The following is a 16,412-nucleotide window of genomic DNA, read 5'->3' as shown; positions in this document are numbered from 1 at the left end:
CCGGCCCGGCGATTCCGCGCCTTCCCGGCCTTCTTGCCCCCCTGGCTCGCCTGATCTGCCTGAACCGCCTACCTGCCCGACCGCCTGACCGCCTGACCGCCTGACCCACCCGGCCTGCCCGACCTGCCCGACCCATCCGACCGCCTGCTCGACGCGAGGAGTCCCGATGCCCGCCATCCAGGAGGAGTTGCGCCGCCGCACCCGCCTCAGCCGCCCGCAGGTGCGGGTTCGCGGCGCCGAGGTGGTGCGCTCGGCGCAGGTGTCGCCACGTCTGCGCCGGGTCGTGGTGGGCGGCCCCGACCTGGCCGGGCTGGAGGGCGGACTGCCCGCGGACGCCTGGAAGTTCATGCTGCCGCAGCCGGGTCGCCGCCGGGTCGACCTGCCCGTGGTGGGCGCCGACGGGAGGCCCGGCCACGCGCCCGGCGCGGTGCCTCCGGTCATGCGCGCGCTGACGGTGCGCGCCTACGATCCGGCCGCGGCCGAGCTGACCGTGGACGTCGTGCTGCACGGCGACTCGCCCGCCGGGACCTGGGCGCGTGAGGCCGTGCCGGGCGACACGGTCGGGCTGGCCGGGCCCCGGCACGAGTTCTACGCCTCCCCCGAGGCCGAGTGGCACCTGCTGGCGGGCGACACCGCCGCGCTGCCGGCGATCGCGGCGATCCTGGAGTCGCTGCCCGACCGTACCCCGGTCGTGGCGCTGATCGAGACGGACGGCGCCGACGAGCGGATCGACCTGGCCGCCCCGGCCGGCGCGCAGGTGCGCTGGATCCACCGCGACGGCGCGCCCGCGGCGGGTGGCGGGCTGCTGGAGAAGGCGGTCCGCGCCCTGGACCGGCCGTTCGCCGGCGCGCAGGCGTGGCTCGGCGCCGAGGCCGGGACCGTCCGGGCGGTACGCCGCCACCTGCTGGACGAACGCGGCCTGCCACGGCCGCAGTTGCGGGCAGCGGCGTACTGGAACAACACCCTCACCAGCGACGAGCGCGACGCGCGGGTGCTCGCCGCCTATCGGGCCGCGGTCGCGGCCGGCGGCGACCCGGACGACCCGGACGACCCGGAGCTGACCACGGACGCCGATCTGGCGTAGGGCCGGTCGCGCGCCCGATCGCGCGCTCAGTCACGCGCTCAGTCACGCGCCGCGGGACGCGGCCGGTCCGGCCGAAAACGGCCGGGAACAGCCGCGCCTCTTGGCTCACCGGGCCGGTGCGGCGGCAGGCCGGGCCCGGGGCGGCGGTCGCACGCCCCGGTCCCGGCCGGTCATCCCGGCTGCGCCGACGGTGCCGGGGAGTCCGGGGCCGGCACGGCGTCCGGCGCCGCACCGGTGGACGCGCCCAGCAGCGCCTTGCGGTCCACCTTGCCGATCGCCGTGAGGGGGAGGGAGCCGACGGGCTGGAGCCGGTCGGGCGCCTTGTACGCCGCCAGGCCGCGTCCGCGCAGGAACACGCCGGCCTCGGCGGCGGTGGGGCACACCGCGCCGCTCTCCAGCACGACGAACGCGGCGACGCGCTCCCCCAGCAGCGGATCGGGCTCGGCGACCACCGCGGCCTGGCGGATCGCCGGGTGCGCCACCAACTGGTCCTCCACCTCCTTCGCCGACACCTTGTCGCCGGCGCGGTTGATCAGCTCCTTGACCCGGCCCTCGACCACCAGGTTGCCGCCGGGCAGCGCCCGTACGAGGTCCCCGGTCCGGTACCACCCGCCGGTGAAGGCGAGCGCGTCGTGCTCGGGCATCCGGTAGTAGCCGCGCAGCGTGTACGGCCCCCGGGCGAGCAGCGCGCCGACCGTGCCGGGCGGCACGTCGCGGTCCTCCGCGTCGACGACGCGCACCTCGTCCGCGGGGCTGACCGGCCGCCCCTGGCAGGCGAGCACCAGGTCCGGCGGGTCGTCGGGGCGGGTCATGCACAGCAGTCCCTCGGCCATGCCGAACACCTGCTGGAGCGTGCCGCCGAGCACCGGCCCGACCCGGGCCGCTGTGGCGGCGTCCGGCCTGGCGCCGCCCACCTGGACCAGGCGCAGGCTGGACAGGTCCTCGGGCAGCGCGCTCTGCGCCTCCAGCCACAGCGCCAGCAGGGAGGGCACCAGCGCGGTGGCGGTGACCCCCTCCTCGGCCACCAGCCGCAGCGCCTCCCCCGGGCCCGGGTCGGCCGGCAGCACGACCGTGCCGCCGACGGCGAGCGTGCCGAGGACCCCGGGGCAGGCCAGCGCGAAGTTGTGCGCGGCGGGCAGCGCGGCGAGGTAGACGGTCGTGCTGTCGAAGCCGCAGACCTCCGCCGCCGCGCGGGCGTTGTACGCATAGTCGTCGTGGGTGCGCGGGATGAGCTTGGGCAGGCCGGTGGTGCCGCCGGACAGCAGGAACAGCGCGACGTCGTCGGCGGCCGGGGCGGGCGGCGGGTCGGTGGCCAGGGCGGCGGCCCGGCCGGTGGGCGGTCGGTCCGCGCGCAGGGCCCGGCCGGTCCGTTCGACCTCGTCCAGCGCCGTGAACTCCTGGGCGTCGCCCGCGACCAGGACGTGCCGGGGCGCCGTTCCGCCCCGCGCGGCGAGGCGTTCGGCGACCGTGCGGGCGAGCGCGCGGTGGTCGTGGCCGAGGTGGCGGTCCGGGACCAGGTACGCGGCCGCGCCGCTGACGGCGCACAGATGGACGATCTCCTGCTCGCGGTGCGCGGGCAGCGCGTAGACCGGCAGGGCGCCGATCCGCAGCAGGGCGAAGGTCGCGAGCACGAACTCCGGCCGGTTGGGCAGGTGGACCACGGCGCGGTCGCCCGGGCCGAGGCCGAGCGCGAGCAGTCCGCGGGCCAGGTCGTCGGCGCGCGCGTCGAGTTCGGCGTAGCGCAGCCGGACTCCGGGCGCGACCAGGGCGGTTCGCTCGGGATGTGCGCGGGCGGCGTGCCTCAGCAGCGCGTCCAGCGGTTCGTCCCGCCAGTAGCCCTCGCGGCGGTAGCGGGCGGCGTCGTCCGGCGGCCACGGCGTGCATCCGGTCAGCATGCGGTCGGTCCTCTCCCGGTGGGCGGTTCAGCGGTCTCGGGGCGGTACGGCAGTGGCCGCGGGCGCCTCGGGCGAGGCCGGCCGCGCGGCCCGCCCGGGCGGCTCGGGCGCCGTCGACGGGACGAGGTGGGGTGCGACGCTCGCCAACTTCTCGCACGTCTCGCGGTATTCGCGCGCCGCGCTCGACACGCCGACGATGCCGGCGCCGGCCCGTACCCAGGTGCGGTCCTCGTGGGTGTAGACGGTGCGCAGGGCGAGCGCGGCGTCGAGGTCGCCCTCGGCGGTGGCCCGCAGCACCGCGCCCGCGTAGAGGCCGCGGGTGGCGGGCTCGGCGTCCGCGATGACCCGGTACGCCGCGGACTTGGGGATGCCGCAGGCGGTGACCGCGGGGAACAGCGCGGCCAGCGCGTCCCACCGGGTGCGGTCGGCGCGCAGCCGGCCGCTGACCCGCGAGCCCAGGTGCCGCACGCTGCCGCGCTCCTTGACGGCCATGAACTCGTCGACCGCCACGGAGCCGGGCGCGCACAGGGTGCGCATCTCGTCGTCGGCGAGCAGCACGGACACCGCGTGCTCGTAGACCTCCTTGACGTCGGTGCGCAGTTCGGCGCGGGTGCGCGCGTCGCGCTCGGGGTCGTCGGCGTGCCGGGCGCGGGTGCCGGCCAGCGGCTGGGAGGCGATCCGGCCGTCCGCGGCGACCTCGGCCACCGTCTCCGGGCTGAAACCGGCGGCCTTCAGGCCGGGAAGGTCCAACAGGTAGGAGCGCGCGGGGGTGTTGGCGCGCCGGCCGGCCGCGTAGGTGGCGGGGAAGTCCAGGGCGAAGGGCACCTCGACCCGGCGGGAGAGGATCACCTTCTCCAGTTCGCCGCGGCCGATCCGCGCGATCGCCCGCTCGACCGCCCGGTGGTAGGGGCCGGGGTCGCCCGCCTCGACGTCGAGCGGGCGGGCCGGTTCCGGAGCGGGTGCGCCGGCGTCCTCCCGCGCGGCGGCGAGCAGGGTGCGCAGCAGCGCGGGGTCGGCGCAGCGCAGGTCCAGCGCGTCGGGCCGGATCTCGACCTCGGCGCGGGGGACGAAGGCGTACGCCAGGGTCTGCCGGGGGTCGCGCGGCGGCAGCCCCGCGGCGGCGCAGGCCGCTTCGAAGGCGACCCAGCCGTAGCCGCGCCAGTCCGCGCCGGGCGCGCCGGCCAGCGCGGCGCCGAGTTCGCGCACCGGGTGCGCGGTGGTGCGCGGGCCGCGCAGCAGGTCGCCGTCCCGCTCGATCGCGACCTCGTCGTGGCGGACCGTCGCCGACCAGAGTGCGCCGCCGGCGAACCACCAGCGGCCGTCCTGCTCGTAGACCGCGTACCGGTCGAACAGGCCGCTGCGGGCGAGCCGCACGGCGACGGCGAGCGGGTCGCACCGGCCGGCGACGCGGGTGCGGACGGGGCCGGGCGGCGGGGAGTTGCCGGGGCCGGGCGCGAACGGGGCGTGCGTGGTCACAGGGGAACCGTCCTGGGGTCGTCGGCGGGTACCCGCCGGAGGGCTGACGGACGGCCGGCGCGTGGGCCGGCGGCCGGCCGATCGCCGGCGAACGGGATGGGCGTGACGGGTGAGGCAAGCGGGTCGACCAGGCGAAACTTAGGATAGCCTTGCCTAACTTAGGTGAGCCTAGCTAGCATCCGCCGGAGTGTCCACGGGTGGTCCGGAGCCGGACCGCCCCCGGACCGCCGCGGTCTTCCCGTCCACGGCACCGCCCCCGTCCCACGAGGAGAGATGTGACGCCGCGTCCACAGGAACCGCCGGCCTCCGGCGAGCCCGTCCCGCCGCCCGGTCCCGCCGCGGTGCCGGAGATCGATTCCGGCCGCTCCGCGGGGAGTTCCGCCGCCGCCCCGCGCAGAGCGTCCGCCGAGGGTTCCGGGGCCGGCGCCGTGAAGAGCCCCGAAGGGGCCGCCGCGGACCTCGACCTCGAAGGCCTGCGCCGTACGGTCGCCGAGGTGCTCGGCGTCGGACCCGAGCGGATCGGCGACACCGACAACCTGGTCGACCTCGGCGTGGACTCGGTGAAGGTGATGGCGATCTCCGCCCGGCTGCGCGGGCACCGCGTCCGGGTCGGCTACGCCGGCCTGGTCGAGGAGCCGTCGCTGGCCGCCTGGTGGCGGATGATCAGCGAGGCCGCCGCGGGCGCCGACACCGCCGGGCGGACCCGGTGAGCCCCGCGCGCGGCGCCGCGGCACACCACGCGGAGGGCGCCGCCGACCTCGTCCGTACCCCCTGGCTGCGCGGATTCGGGGCCGGCCCGCGGCCGTCCGCGCTCACCCTCGTCGTCTTCCCGCACGCCGGCGGCGGCGCGGGCTTCTACCGGCCGCTCGCCGAGGCGTTCCCGCCCTGGATCGACGTGCGCGTGGTCCAGTACCCGGGCCGTGAGACCCGCGTCGGCGAGCCGCTCGTCGGCGACATGCGGGTCCTGGCCGACCGTGCCGCCGACGCGCTCGCCCCGCTGTTCGGCCCCTCCCCCGACCGCCCGGTCGCGGTCTTCGGCCACAGCATGGGCGCGATCGTCGGATACGAGGTGACGCGCCGTCTGGAGCACCTCGGCGCCGCTCCGGTGCGGCTGTTCGCCTCCGCGCGGCACCCTCCCGTCGCGCACGTCGGCGACCGGACGGCCCACCTGCTGGACGAGGACGCGTTCGTGCGCGTCCTGCGCGAGACCGGCGGCACCCCGGCCGCGCTGCTCGACGACCCGGAGATGCGCGCGTACCTGCTGCCGATCGTCCGCAACGACTACCGGCTGATCGAGACGTACGTCCCGTCCCCCGGGCCGCCGCTGCGCACGGACATCGTCTCGATCGCCGCGGACGGCGACCTCACGGTGTCCGCCGGACAGGTCGAGGGCTGGCGCCGCGCGACCTCCGGGTCGTTCGAGCACCTGACCTTCCCCGGCGGCCACTTCTACCTGCTCCAGGAGCGCGCGGCGCTGGTCCGCGCGGTCCTCGGCCGGCTCGGCCGGCACGGCGCGGACCCCGCGGCGGACGCGGCGGACGCGGCCGGCGGTCCCGGGCCCGGTCTCGATCCCGGGCCTGAGCCCGGGCCCGGCTCCGGCTCCGGTTCCGGCTCCGGCTCCGGCTCCGGCTCCGGCGACCCCACCGCAGATCCCATCGCACACGGCACACAAGGGAGTTGACTCTCGTGGGCGCTGGCATACCCTTGCCGCCCGGTTCGACCGATTCCGTACCACCCGCCGAACGGCCGGGAGAGGCCGTCGCCGTCGTGGGCATGGGCGTCCGGCTGCCCGGCGCCGACACGCCCGAGGCGTTCTGGCGGAACCTGCGCGACGGCGTACAGTCGCTGACGACCTCGACCGACGAGGACCTGGCCGCGGCCGGCCTGCCGCCCGAGGCGCTGCGCGACCCGGCCCGGGTCAGGACCCGGCCGGTGGTGGACGGCGCCGAGCTGTTCGACGCGGCGTTCTTCGGCTACAGCCCGGCGGAGGCGGCGGCCACCGACCCGCAGCACCGGCTGCTGCTCGCATGCGCCTGGGAGGCGCTGGAGTCGGCGGGGCACGATCCGCGCGGGCTCGCCGAGCAGTCGGTCGGCGTGTTCGCCGGGGCCGGGCCCGACAGCTACTTCCAGCACCACCTGCGTCCGCGCGAGACCGCGGCCGGTCCGGGCGCGGGGCAGTTCCAGCACCTGCTGGGCAACAGCAACGACTTCCTCGCCTCGCGCGTGTCCTTCACGCTCGATCTCACGGGGCCGAGCGTCACCGTGCAGGCCGGCTGCTCCACCTCGCTGGTCGCGGTCCACCTCGCCGCGCAGAGCCTGCTCGGCGGCGAGTGCGACCTCGCGCTGGCCGGCGGCGCGACGCTCTACTTCCCGCAGCGGGCCGGCGACGTCCACCGCGAGGGGGGCGTCAACTCCCGCGACGGGCGCTGCCGTCCGTTCGACGCCGCCGCCGACGGGACCACGCCGGGCGACGGCGTGGCGGTACTCGCGCTGCGCCGGCTGTCCGACGCGCTGGCCGCCGGCGACCCTGTGCTGGGCGTGATCCGCGGCACGGCGGTCAACAACGACGGCGCGGCCAAGGCGGGTTTCACCGCGCCCGCGGTCGAACCGCAGGCCGACGTCGCCGCCGAGGCCCTGGCGGTCGCGGGCCTGTCCCCCGCCGACATCGACTACGTCGAGGCGCACGGCACGGGCACGCCCATGGGCGACGCCCTGGAGATCGCCGCGCTCTCCGCCGCCTACGCCGGTGCGCCGCCCGGCAGTTGCCGTCTCGGATCGGTCAAGCCCAACGTCGGCGACACCTGGGCGGCGGCCGGCGCGGTGGGGCTCGTGAAGGTCCTTCTCGCCCTGGACCACGAGGAGGTGCCGCCGCTGGTCAACTTCACCCGGGCGCACCCGGAGATCGACCTCGCCTCCTCACCCTTCCGCGTCGCCGCCGAGCCGACCCCCTGGAAGCGCGGCGACCGGCCGCGCCGCGCGGCCGTCCACACCTTCGGCATGGGCGGCACGAACGCCCACGTGATCGTCGAGGAGCCGCCGCGCGCGGCGCGGACCGCGGCGGATACGGGCGACGGCCCCGCGTTCGTGGGCGATAGTTCGAAGTTCACGGGTGACGGTCCGACAGGTGGGGCCGAGGACCCGGCGTTCACGAGCGACGGCTCGGCGGACACGACCGACCGGCCGGCGGGAACGGCCGGCGACCCGACGGCGTTCGCCGACGACGGCTCGGCGGGCGCGGCCGAGGGCGCGGCGGGCGCGGCGGCTGCCGGCGACCGCCCGGCCGGCGCGACGGGTACGGCGGGTACGACCGGCGGACCGGCGTCTGCGCCCGGCGGCCAGGCGGGTGGGGTCGGGGGCCCGGCGGCCACGGGTGACGGCTCGGCGTCTGCGCCCGGCGGTCCGGTGGACGCGGGCGTCGGCCCTGCGGCCGCGGGTGACGGCTCGGCGTCTGCGGCCGGCGGTCCGGTGGACGCGGGCGTCGGCCCTGCGGCCGCGGGTGACGGCTCCGCGTCTGCGGCCGGCGGTCCGGTGGACGCGGGCGTCGGCCCTGCGGCCGCGGGTGACGGCTCCGCGTCTGCGGCCGGCGGTCCGGTGGACGCGGGCGTCGGCCCTGCGGCCGCGGGTGACGGCTCCGCGTCTGCGGCCGGCGGTCCGGTGGACGCGGGCGTCGGCCCTGCGGCCGCGGGTGACGGCTCCGCGTCTGCGGCCGGCGGTCCGGTGGACGCGGGCGTCGGCCCTGCGGCCGCGGGTGACGGCTCCGCGTCTGCGGCCGGCGGTCCGGTGGACGCGGGCGTCGGCCCTGCGGCCGCGGGTGACGGCTCCGCGTCTGCGGCCGGCGGTCCGGTGGACGCGGGCGTCGGCCCTGCGGCCGCGGGTGACGGCTCCGCGTCTGCGGCCGGCGGTCCGGTGGACGCGGGCGTCGGACCTGCGGGCGCGGGTGACGGCTCCGCGTTGGGGGGCGGCCCGGCGGTCACCGCGGGGGACATTACAGCGCGCCGGGACCGGGGGGTCGCTGCGCGGCGCGGACCGGGCGGCGCGGACGGGTGGTGGGTGCTGCCCCTGTCGGCGCGTACGGACGCCGCGGTCCGCCGCCAGGCCGCGCTGCTCGCCGAGCACCTGGAGCGGCGCCCGCAGGCGCCGCTGGACGAGGTGTGCCGCACGCTGCTGGTGGGCCGGGCCCGCTTCGCGCGCCGCGCGGTCGCGCTCGGCCGCGACCGTACGGCTGTGCTGCGCGCGCTGCGCGCCCTGGCCTCGGGCGGCCCCGACGCCGAGGTCCGCGGCGACGGCTGGGCGGCTTTCGGCGCGGCGCCCGGCGTGCCCGGCGTGCCCGGCGTGCCCGGCGAGCCGGGCGGTGCGGAAGGCGCGGGCGCGCCGGCTCCCGGAGGCGACCGCGTGACCGCCCGAACCGGCGCCGGGCCGGCCCCGGGCGGTCCTTCGCCGGACCGGCCGCCATCCGAGGTGCTGCGGCGGGTGCGGGCGTGGGTGGCCGGGGGTGACGTGCTCCCCGCGGAAGCGGGCCCGGGGCGGCGGGCGGTGCTGCCGACGTATCCGTTCGAGCGGACCCGGCACTTCGTCGACCCACCGCGGTTCGCGGCGACGCGGCCCGGGACGGCCGGGGCCGCGCGAGGTACGGCCGAGGGAGGGGGCCTGGGCGCACCGTCCGCGCACGCCAGGCCCGCGCTGGAGACCCCGTACGCTCCCGCGGCCGACCGGCTGGAACGGCTGGTCGTGGACGCCTGGGGCGACGCCCTGGGCATCGACGGCGTCGGCCGCGACGACGACTTCTTCGAGCTGGGCGGCCACTCGCTGCTCGCGGCCCGGGTCACGACGACGCTGCGCGCGGTGCTGCCCGTCACGACCGACGTGACCGACGTGCTGGCCGCCCCGCCCACCGCGGCCGGCCACGCCGACCGTCTGCGGCACCGCCTGCACGAGCGCCTCGCCGCCCTCAGCGACGAGGAGGCCGCCGCGCTCGCCGGGCAGCTCGGCGGCGCGCCGGGCGAACCCGCCCCTTGAGCGCACGGCCGGCCACCGGCCGCCGCACCACCCGACCACCCGCCCCTCGGCGACCACCTGGTCACCTCGACCCGACCACCCACGACGCCCTCGCCCCGAGCACGTGTCCGAGCCGATCCCGAGCACCACGACCGCGTCGGCGGCCGGGGCCCGGCGCCGACCGTCCGACACCCCGCACCGGCCACCTGACCGCCCGGCCCCGAAACGCGCTGACGCCCCGCCCCGGCCACCCCGGCGGCCAAAACCCCGGCCCGATCCCCACCATCTCCACCATCTCCACCATCCCGACCACGCCGACCACCCCGGCGGCCGGGTCCCGCAGCGACCGTCCTGACCACCGCTGCTCCGACCGCCCCCGCCCCCCGACCGCCCCGAGTGCCCGCGTCGACCGCCCTGACACGCCGGTCCCGAGCATCCGACCCCGCGGCCCCCCACTGACCCCACCACTCCCACCACTCCCACCGGCCCACCCGGCCGTACCGGCCCTGCGCCCCGGCCGGCGCCCCGGCACACCGCACGTCCACCCCCGATACGGAAGCGGGAGATCATGACCGACGCCCCACCGCAGTCCCACGACGCCGCCGCGAGTCCGGCCGGCGGCGCCCACGCCGGGTCCGGCGGCCCCGGGGGCGCCGCCCGGACCGACGGGCTGTCGACGGCGAAACGGAACCTGCTGGACCGGTGGCTGTCCGGCGCCGCCGCGCCACGGCCGATCCCCAGGGCGCCGCGCGACGCGCCGGTCGCGGCGACGTCGGCGCAGCGCCGGATGTGGGTGCACGACCGACTGCAGCCGGGGTCCGCGGCGTACAACGTGGGGCAGGCGATCCGGCTGACCGGCGACCTGGACCCGGCGGTGCTGCGCGCCACGCTCGCGGAACTCGTCCGCAGGCACGACGCCTTGCGCACCACGTTCGCCGAACGCGACGGCGTGCCGCACCTGGTGACGTCCGCCGCGTTCGAACCGCCGCTGGAGCGGGCCGAGTCGGGCGGCGACCGCGGCGCGGAGGCCGGCTGGATCGCCGCGTGGGACACCGCGCCGTTCGACCTGGAACGAGGCCCGCTGATCCGCTTCGGCCTGCTGCGGCACAGCGCCACCGAGCACGTGCTGATGACGGTGGTGCACCACGCGGTGGCGGACGGGCTGTCGCTGGCGGTGCTGCTGCGCGAACTACGGCAGATCTATGCCGCGTCGGCCGCCGGGCTGCCCGGCCCGCTGCCCGCTCCCGCACTGGACTTCCGTGACTACGCCCACTGGCGCGGCCGGCAGGAGGCGGGCGCGGAGCACGCCGCGAAAGTCGCGGCGTGGCAGGAGGCGCTGGGCGACGAACCGCCCCGGCTCGACCTGCCCGCCGACCGGCCGCGCCCGGCCGTGCCCGGCTCGCGGGCGGTCTCGCGGCGCTTCAGTGTCGACCCGGCGGTGTGGGCCGAGGTGCGCGCGCTGGCGGCGGCGCGCGGCGCGACGCCGTACATGGCGGCGGTCACCGCGCTGACCGCACTGCTGCACCGGCTGACCGGCGCGGAATCGGTCCCGGTCGGCTCGGTGGTGCACGGCCGGGAGCGTCCCGAACTCCAGGACGCGGTCGGCTGCTTCGCCGACACCCTCGTGCTGCGCACGGCGGTGGCGGGCGACACCCCGTTCGGTGAGCTGCTGGACCGGGTCCGCGCGACCTGCCACGACGCGTACGCGCGGCAGGACGTCTCGCTGGACGCGCTCGCCGCCGAGCTGCGCTGGGACCGCTCCCCGGCCGCCGGACCGCTGCCGCAGGTGCTGGCGGTGCTGCAGACGCCGCAGGAGAGCGCCGCGTTCGCGGGGCTGCGGGCCGAGCCGGTCGAGCAGGAGGTCGACTCGGCGCGTTTCGACCTCGTCCTCACCTGCTGGGAGTCCGGCGGCACGCTGCACGGCGCGGTCACCGGGAACGCCGATCTGTACGACGCGGGCACCGTCGGCCGCTGGGCAGGGCGGCTGGTGCGGCTGCTGGAGTCGGCCGCCGGGCCGGGCGGCGCGGACACGCCGGTCGCCGAGCTGGAGATCCTGCCACGGGACGAACTCGACCTGCTGGCCCGGATGAACCGCCCCGACGAGGGCGACGACCCGCTGGTGGACCGGGACCTGGCGGCGCTGGTGCACCAGGCGGCGGTGCGCGACCCGGACGGCGTCGCGGTCGAGTGCGGCGCCGCGACGCTGACCTACGCCGGCCTGGAGGCGCGGGCCGACGCCCTGGCGGACCGGCTGCGCGCGGCGGGGGCGGGCCCGGAGACGCTGGTCGGCGTCCTGATGGAACGCTCGGTCGACCTGGTGGTGGCGCTGCTCGCGGTGCTCAAGACGGGCGGCGCGTTCGTCCCGCTGGAGGTCTCCTGGCCGGCCGCCCGGGTGCGGGAGATCGCCGGGCGGTGCGGGCTGCGGCTGGCGGTCGGCGAGGGCGAGGCGGCGGCGCTGCTCGACGGCAGCGGTGTGCGCGTCCTGCGCCCGGACACCGGCCCGGGCCCGTACGGGAGCACGAGCGCGGCCGAGGGGGACGGCGCGGGCGCCTGCGGTGCGGGCGACGGGACCGGCGGGGTCGCGGACGAACACGGTGTGGCCGGCATGGAGCGCCTCGCGTACGTCATCCACACCTCGGGCTCCACCGGCGTGCCCAAGGGCGTGATGATCCGTCAGCAGGCCGTCTGCAACCGCATGGTGTGGCAGATCCGCACGCTGGGCCTCGGCCCGGACGACGCGGTGCTGCACAAGGCGCCGCTGGGCTTCGACATCTCGGTCAACGAGATCTTCCTGCCGCTGGTGGCCGGGGCGCGGCTGGTGGTGGCCGAGCCGGGCGGGGACGGCGACGTCGACCGGCTGCTCGCGACCGTCGAGCGGCACGGCGTCACTTTCCTCTACATCGTCGCGTCCATGCTGGACGTGCTGCTGGAACGCGAGGACGCCGCGGCCCGCATCCGCTCGCTGCGCCATCTGTGGTGCGGCGGCGAGGCGTTGACCCCACGGCTCTATGCCCGCTTCCGCCGCGCCAGCGACGCGCGCATGTACCACGGGTACGGTCCCGCGGAGACGACGATCGGCGTCAGCTGCCGGGTGCTGGAGCCCGGCGAGGACGCCGGCGGCACGGTCACCATCGGCCGCCCCAACCCCAACGCCCGGCTGTACGTGCTGGATGCGCGGCTGCGCCCGGCTCCGGTCGGCGTGCGCGGCGAACTGTACGTCGGCGGGCTGCCGTTGGCCCGCGGCTATCTCGACGACCCGGCCCGCACCGCGGAGTTCTTCCTCGCCGACCCGTACGCGGACGTCCCCGGCGGGCGGATGTACCGCACCGGGGACCTGGCCCGCTTCCGTGCGGACGGGGAGATCGAGTTCCTCGGCCGGGCCGACGACCAGGTGAAGATCCGCGGGTTCCGGGTGGAGCCCGGCGAGGTCGCGGCGGTGCTGGCCCGGCACCCGCGGGTGCGGCAGTCGGCCGTGCTCGCCCGGCCGGCCGCGGGCGGCGGCCACGAGCTGATCGGCTACTGCTCGCTCACGCCCTCGCGGACCGGCGCGGAACCGGCCGCGTCCACCGGGCGCGCCACGCCCGCCGGACCCGCCGCGCCCGCCGCGTCCGCCGGGCCCGCGGACGGCGAGTCGCTGCGCGGCTGGCTGGCCGGCCTGCTGCCCGCGCACGCGGTGCCGCGCGCCGTGCTGGTCCTGCCGGAGCTGCCGCTGACCACCGCCGGCAAGGCCGACCGCAAGGCCCTGGCCGCCGTGCCGCTGCCCGCCGCGGGCGCGGCGGACGGCTACACCGCGCCCGCGCTGGGCACGCAGGACGCGCTCGCCCGGATCTGGGCGGAGGTGCTGGACCTGGAGAAGGTCGGCGCGCACGACAACTTCTTCGACCTCGGCGGCCACTCGCTGCTGGTGATCAGGGTGCAGACGCTGATCAGGCAGCGGCTGGGCCGGGAGGTCGCGCTGCTCGACCTGTTCGCCAACGCGACGGTCGCCCGCCTGGCCTCGCTGCTCGAAGGGCCGGCGGACGACGGAACCGCCCCGGCCGCGGACCCGCCCGACGCCGAGTCCGCCGCGAGGGCCCGCGCCCTGCGCGGACGCGAAGCGCTCGCCCGCCGGCGCGACCGCCGCCCGGCAGCGGGCGGACCCGGCGGCAACCGCCCCGCACAGCCGCAGTCGAACGCCGACGAGGAGGCGACCCGATGAGCGGGACCGAGAGCGGTGCGGAACGCACCGCCCCGACAGGCCGCGGCTTCCCGCTGACCGACACCCAGCAGGCGTACCTGGTGGGCCGCGGCGACCTCTACCCGCTGGGGAACATCAGCACTCACGCCTACCTGGAGCTCGAAGGGCCCCTGGGCGTCGGCCGGTTCGTGCGGGCGTGGCGGCTGCTGGTGGACCGGCACCCGATGCTGCGCACCGTCGTCGACCCCGAGCGCCAGGAGCAGCGGACGCTGCCGGAGGTGCCCGACCCCCCGATCGAGGTCGTCGACCTGCGCGAGCGCCCGCCCGCGGAGGTCGCGGCCGTGCTCGCCGGACTGCGCGAGCGGCTGTCGCACGAGGTGCGGCCGGCGGGCGAGTGGCCGCTGTTCTCGGTCGCGGTCGCGCTGCTCGGCGCGGGGGTGTGCCGGGTGCACGTCGGCTTCGACGGGCTGACCGTGGACTGGGCGAGCTGGCACGTGATGTACCGGGACCTGTCCGCGTCCTACGAGTCGGTCGCCGGCCCGTCCGGCGTTGCCGCTCACCTGCCGCCCCTCGCAGGGGACTTCGAGACGTACGTGCGCCGGTCCGCGCAGGTCGCCGACACCGAGGAGGCACGGGAGGCGGAGAAGTTCTGGGAGCGGCGGCTGCCGGAGCTTCCCGGACCGCCCGAACTGCCGTTGCGGGTCGCCCCGGAGACGGTCGCGCGGCCGCGGTTCGTCCGCCGCGCGGCGGTGCTCGACCCCGACACGTGGACACGACTGCGGCGGCGCGCCGCCGACGCGGGCCTGACCCCGACCGGCGTGGTGCTCGCCGCCTTCGCCGAGGTCGTCGCGCGGTGGAGCGCCGGGGAGCGCTTCACCCTCAACGTGCCGAGCATGAACCGCGAGCCGCTGGTGCCCGATGTCGGTTCGCTGGTGGGCGAGTTCGCCTCGTTCACGCTCGTCGAGGCGGACCACCGCGCGGCCGGGACGTTCACCGGCCGGGCCAGGGCGCTGCAGCGCCGGCTGCTGGAGGGCCTGGAGCATCGGGCCGTCGGCGGCGTGCGGTTGATGCGCCGGCTGACCCGGCTCGGCGGCGGCGAGCAGGCCAGGATGCCGGTGGTGCTGACCAGCACGCTGGCCCTCGCCGAGAGCGAGCCGCACGCCCTGGAACGGTCGCTGACCCGGGTGTACGGCATCACGCAGACGCCCCAGGTGCATCTGGACGCCCAGGTGGAGGAGCGCCGCGGCGCGCTGGCCTGCAACTGGGACGCGGTCGAGCAGCTCTTCGAACCCGGCGTGCTGGACGTGATGTTCGCCGCGTGGACCTCGCTGCTGCGCCGCCTCGCCGACGACGACCCGGCGCTGTGGGACCGCGACGACCTGGACCTGCTGCCGCCCGAGCAGGCCGCCCGGCGGGAGGCGGCACAGGGCGCGGTGCGGCCCGTGCCGCGGGACCTGGTGCAGGACGCGTTCCTGCGCCAGGCCGCCGCGCGGCCGGACGCGACGGCGGTCGTCGGGCCGTCGGGACCGGTGGCGTACGCGGAACTGCTGGGGCGGGCGGCGGCACTCGCCCGCCGGCTGCGTGCCGAGCCGGGCGTCGGGCCCGGCGCGCTCGTGGGCATCGTGATGGACAAGAGCGTGGAGCAGGTGGCCGCCGCCTACGCGGTGCTGCTGGCCGGCTGCGCCTACGTGCCGCTCGACCCGCAGTCGCCGCCGGCCAGGCTGCGCGCGCTGCTGGACGCGGCGGGCGTCGCCGCGGTGGTCACGCACGCGCCGGTCGCCGCGGCAGTGCCGGCGGGGCCGTGGCGGACGGTGCACGCGGACGCGCCGGACACGTCGCGGGACACGGGCGCGACGGACGCCTCCTCGTCCGGGCGGGAGGCGGCGGGAGCGGAGGCGGCGGACGCGGCCGCGACCGGGGCCGGGGCCGCCGACCTCGCGGCCGACGTCGCGGACCTCGTGGCAGGGGTCGCGGACCTCACGGCCGGGCGCGGCCCCGGAGACCTGGCGTACGTGCTCTTCACGTCGGGCACGACCGGCACGCCCAAGGGCGTCATGATCGAGCACGCCGGAGTGGTCAACTGCCTGCGGGAGACGGTCGACCGGTTCGGCATCGGTCCCGGCGACCGCTGCCTGGGCCTGACCGCGCTGCACCACGACATGGCGCTGTTCGACGTCTTCGGCGTGCTCGGCGCGGGCGGCACGCTGGTGCTGCCGGAGGCCGAGCGGCGCACCGACCCCGCCCACTGGGCGGACCTGCTCGACCGGCACGCGGTGACGGTGTGGAACTCCGTCCCGGCGATGATGGAGATGCTGCTCGACCGGCTCACCGACGTGGATGCGGCGACGGGAGGCGCCGCGTCCGCCACGGCTCGGGCAGCGGCGGCCGGCCCGGGCCGAAGGGCCCGGAAGCACTGTGCACGGGCGCGAGCACGTCGGACGCGCGGGAACCGGGGGCGGGCCGGGCGGCGGCGCTGCGCCTGGTGTTCCTCGGCGGCGACTGGATCCCGATCCCGACCGCCGCCGCGCTCGCCCGGCGCTTCCCCGCCGCCACGCTCGTCTCGGTGGGCGGCCCGACCGAGACCACGTTGTGGAACATCTGGCACGTGGTCGAGCGCGTCGACCCCGCGTGGCGCTCGGTGCCGTACGGCACCCCGCTCGCCAACACCCGCTACCACGTGCTGGACCGCGCGCTGCGGGACCGGCCGGAGGGTGTCGTCGGCGAGATGTACTGCTCGGGTCCCGGCCTGGCGCGCGGCTACCTCGGCGATCCCGGGGCCACCGCC

General features: G+C 77.9%; 7 protein-coding genes and 2 pseudogenes. 7 read left to right on the top strand and 2 right to left on the bottom strand.

The genetic code is table 11. From position 1 onward, the window contains the following. Positions 1-166: 166 nt before the first annotated feature. The gene (locus VSR01_RS36295) at positions 167-1,084 is read left to right on the top strand and encodes a siderophore-interacting protein (protein WP_326453212.1); all 918 of its coding nucleotides are present in this window, start codon (positions 167-169) and stop codon (positions 1,082-1,084) included. Between the two features lie 170 nt (positions 1,085-1,254). On the opposite strand, the gene VSR01_RS36290 is transcribed toward VSR01_RS36295, so the two are convergent. Together VSR01_RS36290 and VSR01_RS36285 are read right to left on the bottom strand one after the other, a co-directional pair. Next, the gene (locus tag VSR01_RS36290; protein ID WP_326453211.1) at positions 1,255-2,979 is read right to left on the bottom strand and encodes a (2,3-dihydroxybenzoyl)adenylate synthase; all 1,725 of its coding nucleotides are present in this window, start codon (positions 2,977-2,979) and stop codon (positions 1,255-1,257) included. A gap of 27 nt (positions 2,980-3,006) precedes the next feature. Then, the gene (locus VSR01_RS36285) at positions 3,007-4,455 is read right to left on the bottom strand and encodes a salicylate synthase (protein WP_326453210.1); all 1,449 of its coding nucleotides are present in this window, start codon (positions 4,453-4,455) and stop codon (positions 3,007-3,009) included. A gap of 275 nt (positions 4,456-4,730) precedes the next feature. Between VSR01_RS36285 and VSR01_RS36280 the strand changes: the two genes are divergently transcribed. The 6 genes and pseudogenes from VSR01_RS36280 to VSR01_RS36255 all read left to right on the top strand — a co-directional run. Further along, positions 4,731-5,165, top strand: a complete 435-nt coding sequence (locus VSR01_RS36280; protein ID WP_326453209.1) for a phosphopantetheine-binding protein — start codon at positions 4,731-4,733, stop codon at positions 5,163-5,165. Then, positions 5,162-6,136 carry a thioesterase II family protein gene (locus tag VSR01_RS36275; RefSeq protein WP_326453208.1) on the top strand — a complete coding sequence of 325 codons (975 nt, stop codon included), beginning with the start codon at positions 5,162-5,164 and terminating at the stop codon, positions 6,134-6,136. Before VSR01_RS36280 ends, VSR01_RS36275 begins: the two co-directional genes overlap by 4 nt. 5 nt (positions 6,137-6,141) lie before the next feature. Then, positions 6,142-9,471 carry a beta-ketoacyl synthase N-terminal-like domain-containing protein gene (locus VSR01_RS36270; RefSeq protein WP_442785619.1) on the top strand — a complete coding sequence of 1,110 codons (3,330 nt, stop codon included), beginning with the start codon at positions 6,142-6,144 and terminating at the stop codon, positions 9,469-9,471. Between the two features lie 547 nt (positions 9,472-10,018). Next, positions 10,019-13,648: a non-ribosomal peptide synthetase gene (locus VSR01_RS36265; RefSeq protein ID WP_326453207.1), complete on the top strand. Its 3,630-nt coding sequence runs from the start codon at positions 10,019-10,021 to the stop codon at positions 13,646-13,648. Then, positions 13,645-15,903, top strand: a pseudogene (locus tag VSR01_RS36260) (AMP-binding protein); the annotation flags it as partial. The gene VSR01_RS36265 and the pseudogene VSR01_RS36260, both read left to right, overlap by 4 nt. A gap of 5 nt (positions 15,904-15,908) precedes the next feature. Further along, positions 15,909-16,331: pseudogene (locus VSR01_RS36255) on the top strand (AMP-binding protein); the annotation flags it as partial. Positions 16,332-16,412 lie beyond the last annotated feature (81 nt).

The organism is Actinacidiphila sp. DG2A-62, from assembly GCF_035825295.1.
Lineage (GTDB): Bacteria > Actinomycetota > Actinomycetes > Streptomycetales > Streptomycetaceae > Actinacidiphila.
Note: the sequence above shows the minus strand (reverse complement) of the source record. Positions and strands in the feature narration are given on the sequence as shown.

Coding starts and splice junctions, on each gene's coding strand:
- VSR01_RS36295 (WP_326453212.1), top strand. CDS start 167: ATGCCCGCCATCCAGGAGGAGTTGCGCCGCCGCACCCGCCTCAGCCGC.
- VSR01_RS36265 (WP_326453207.1), top strand. CDS start 10,019: ATGACCGACGCCCCACCGCAGTCCCACGACGCCGCCGCGAGTCCGGCC.
- VSR01_RS36290 (WP_326453211.1), bottom strand. CDS start 2,979: ATGCTGACCGGATGCACGCCGTGGCCGCCGGACGACGCCGCCCGCTAC.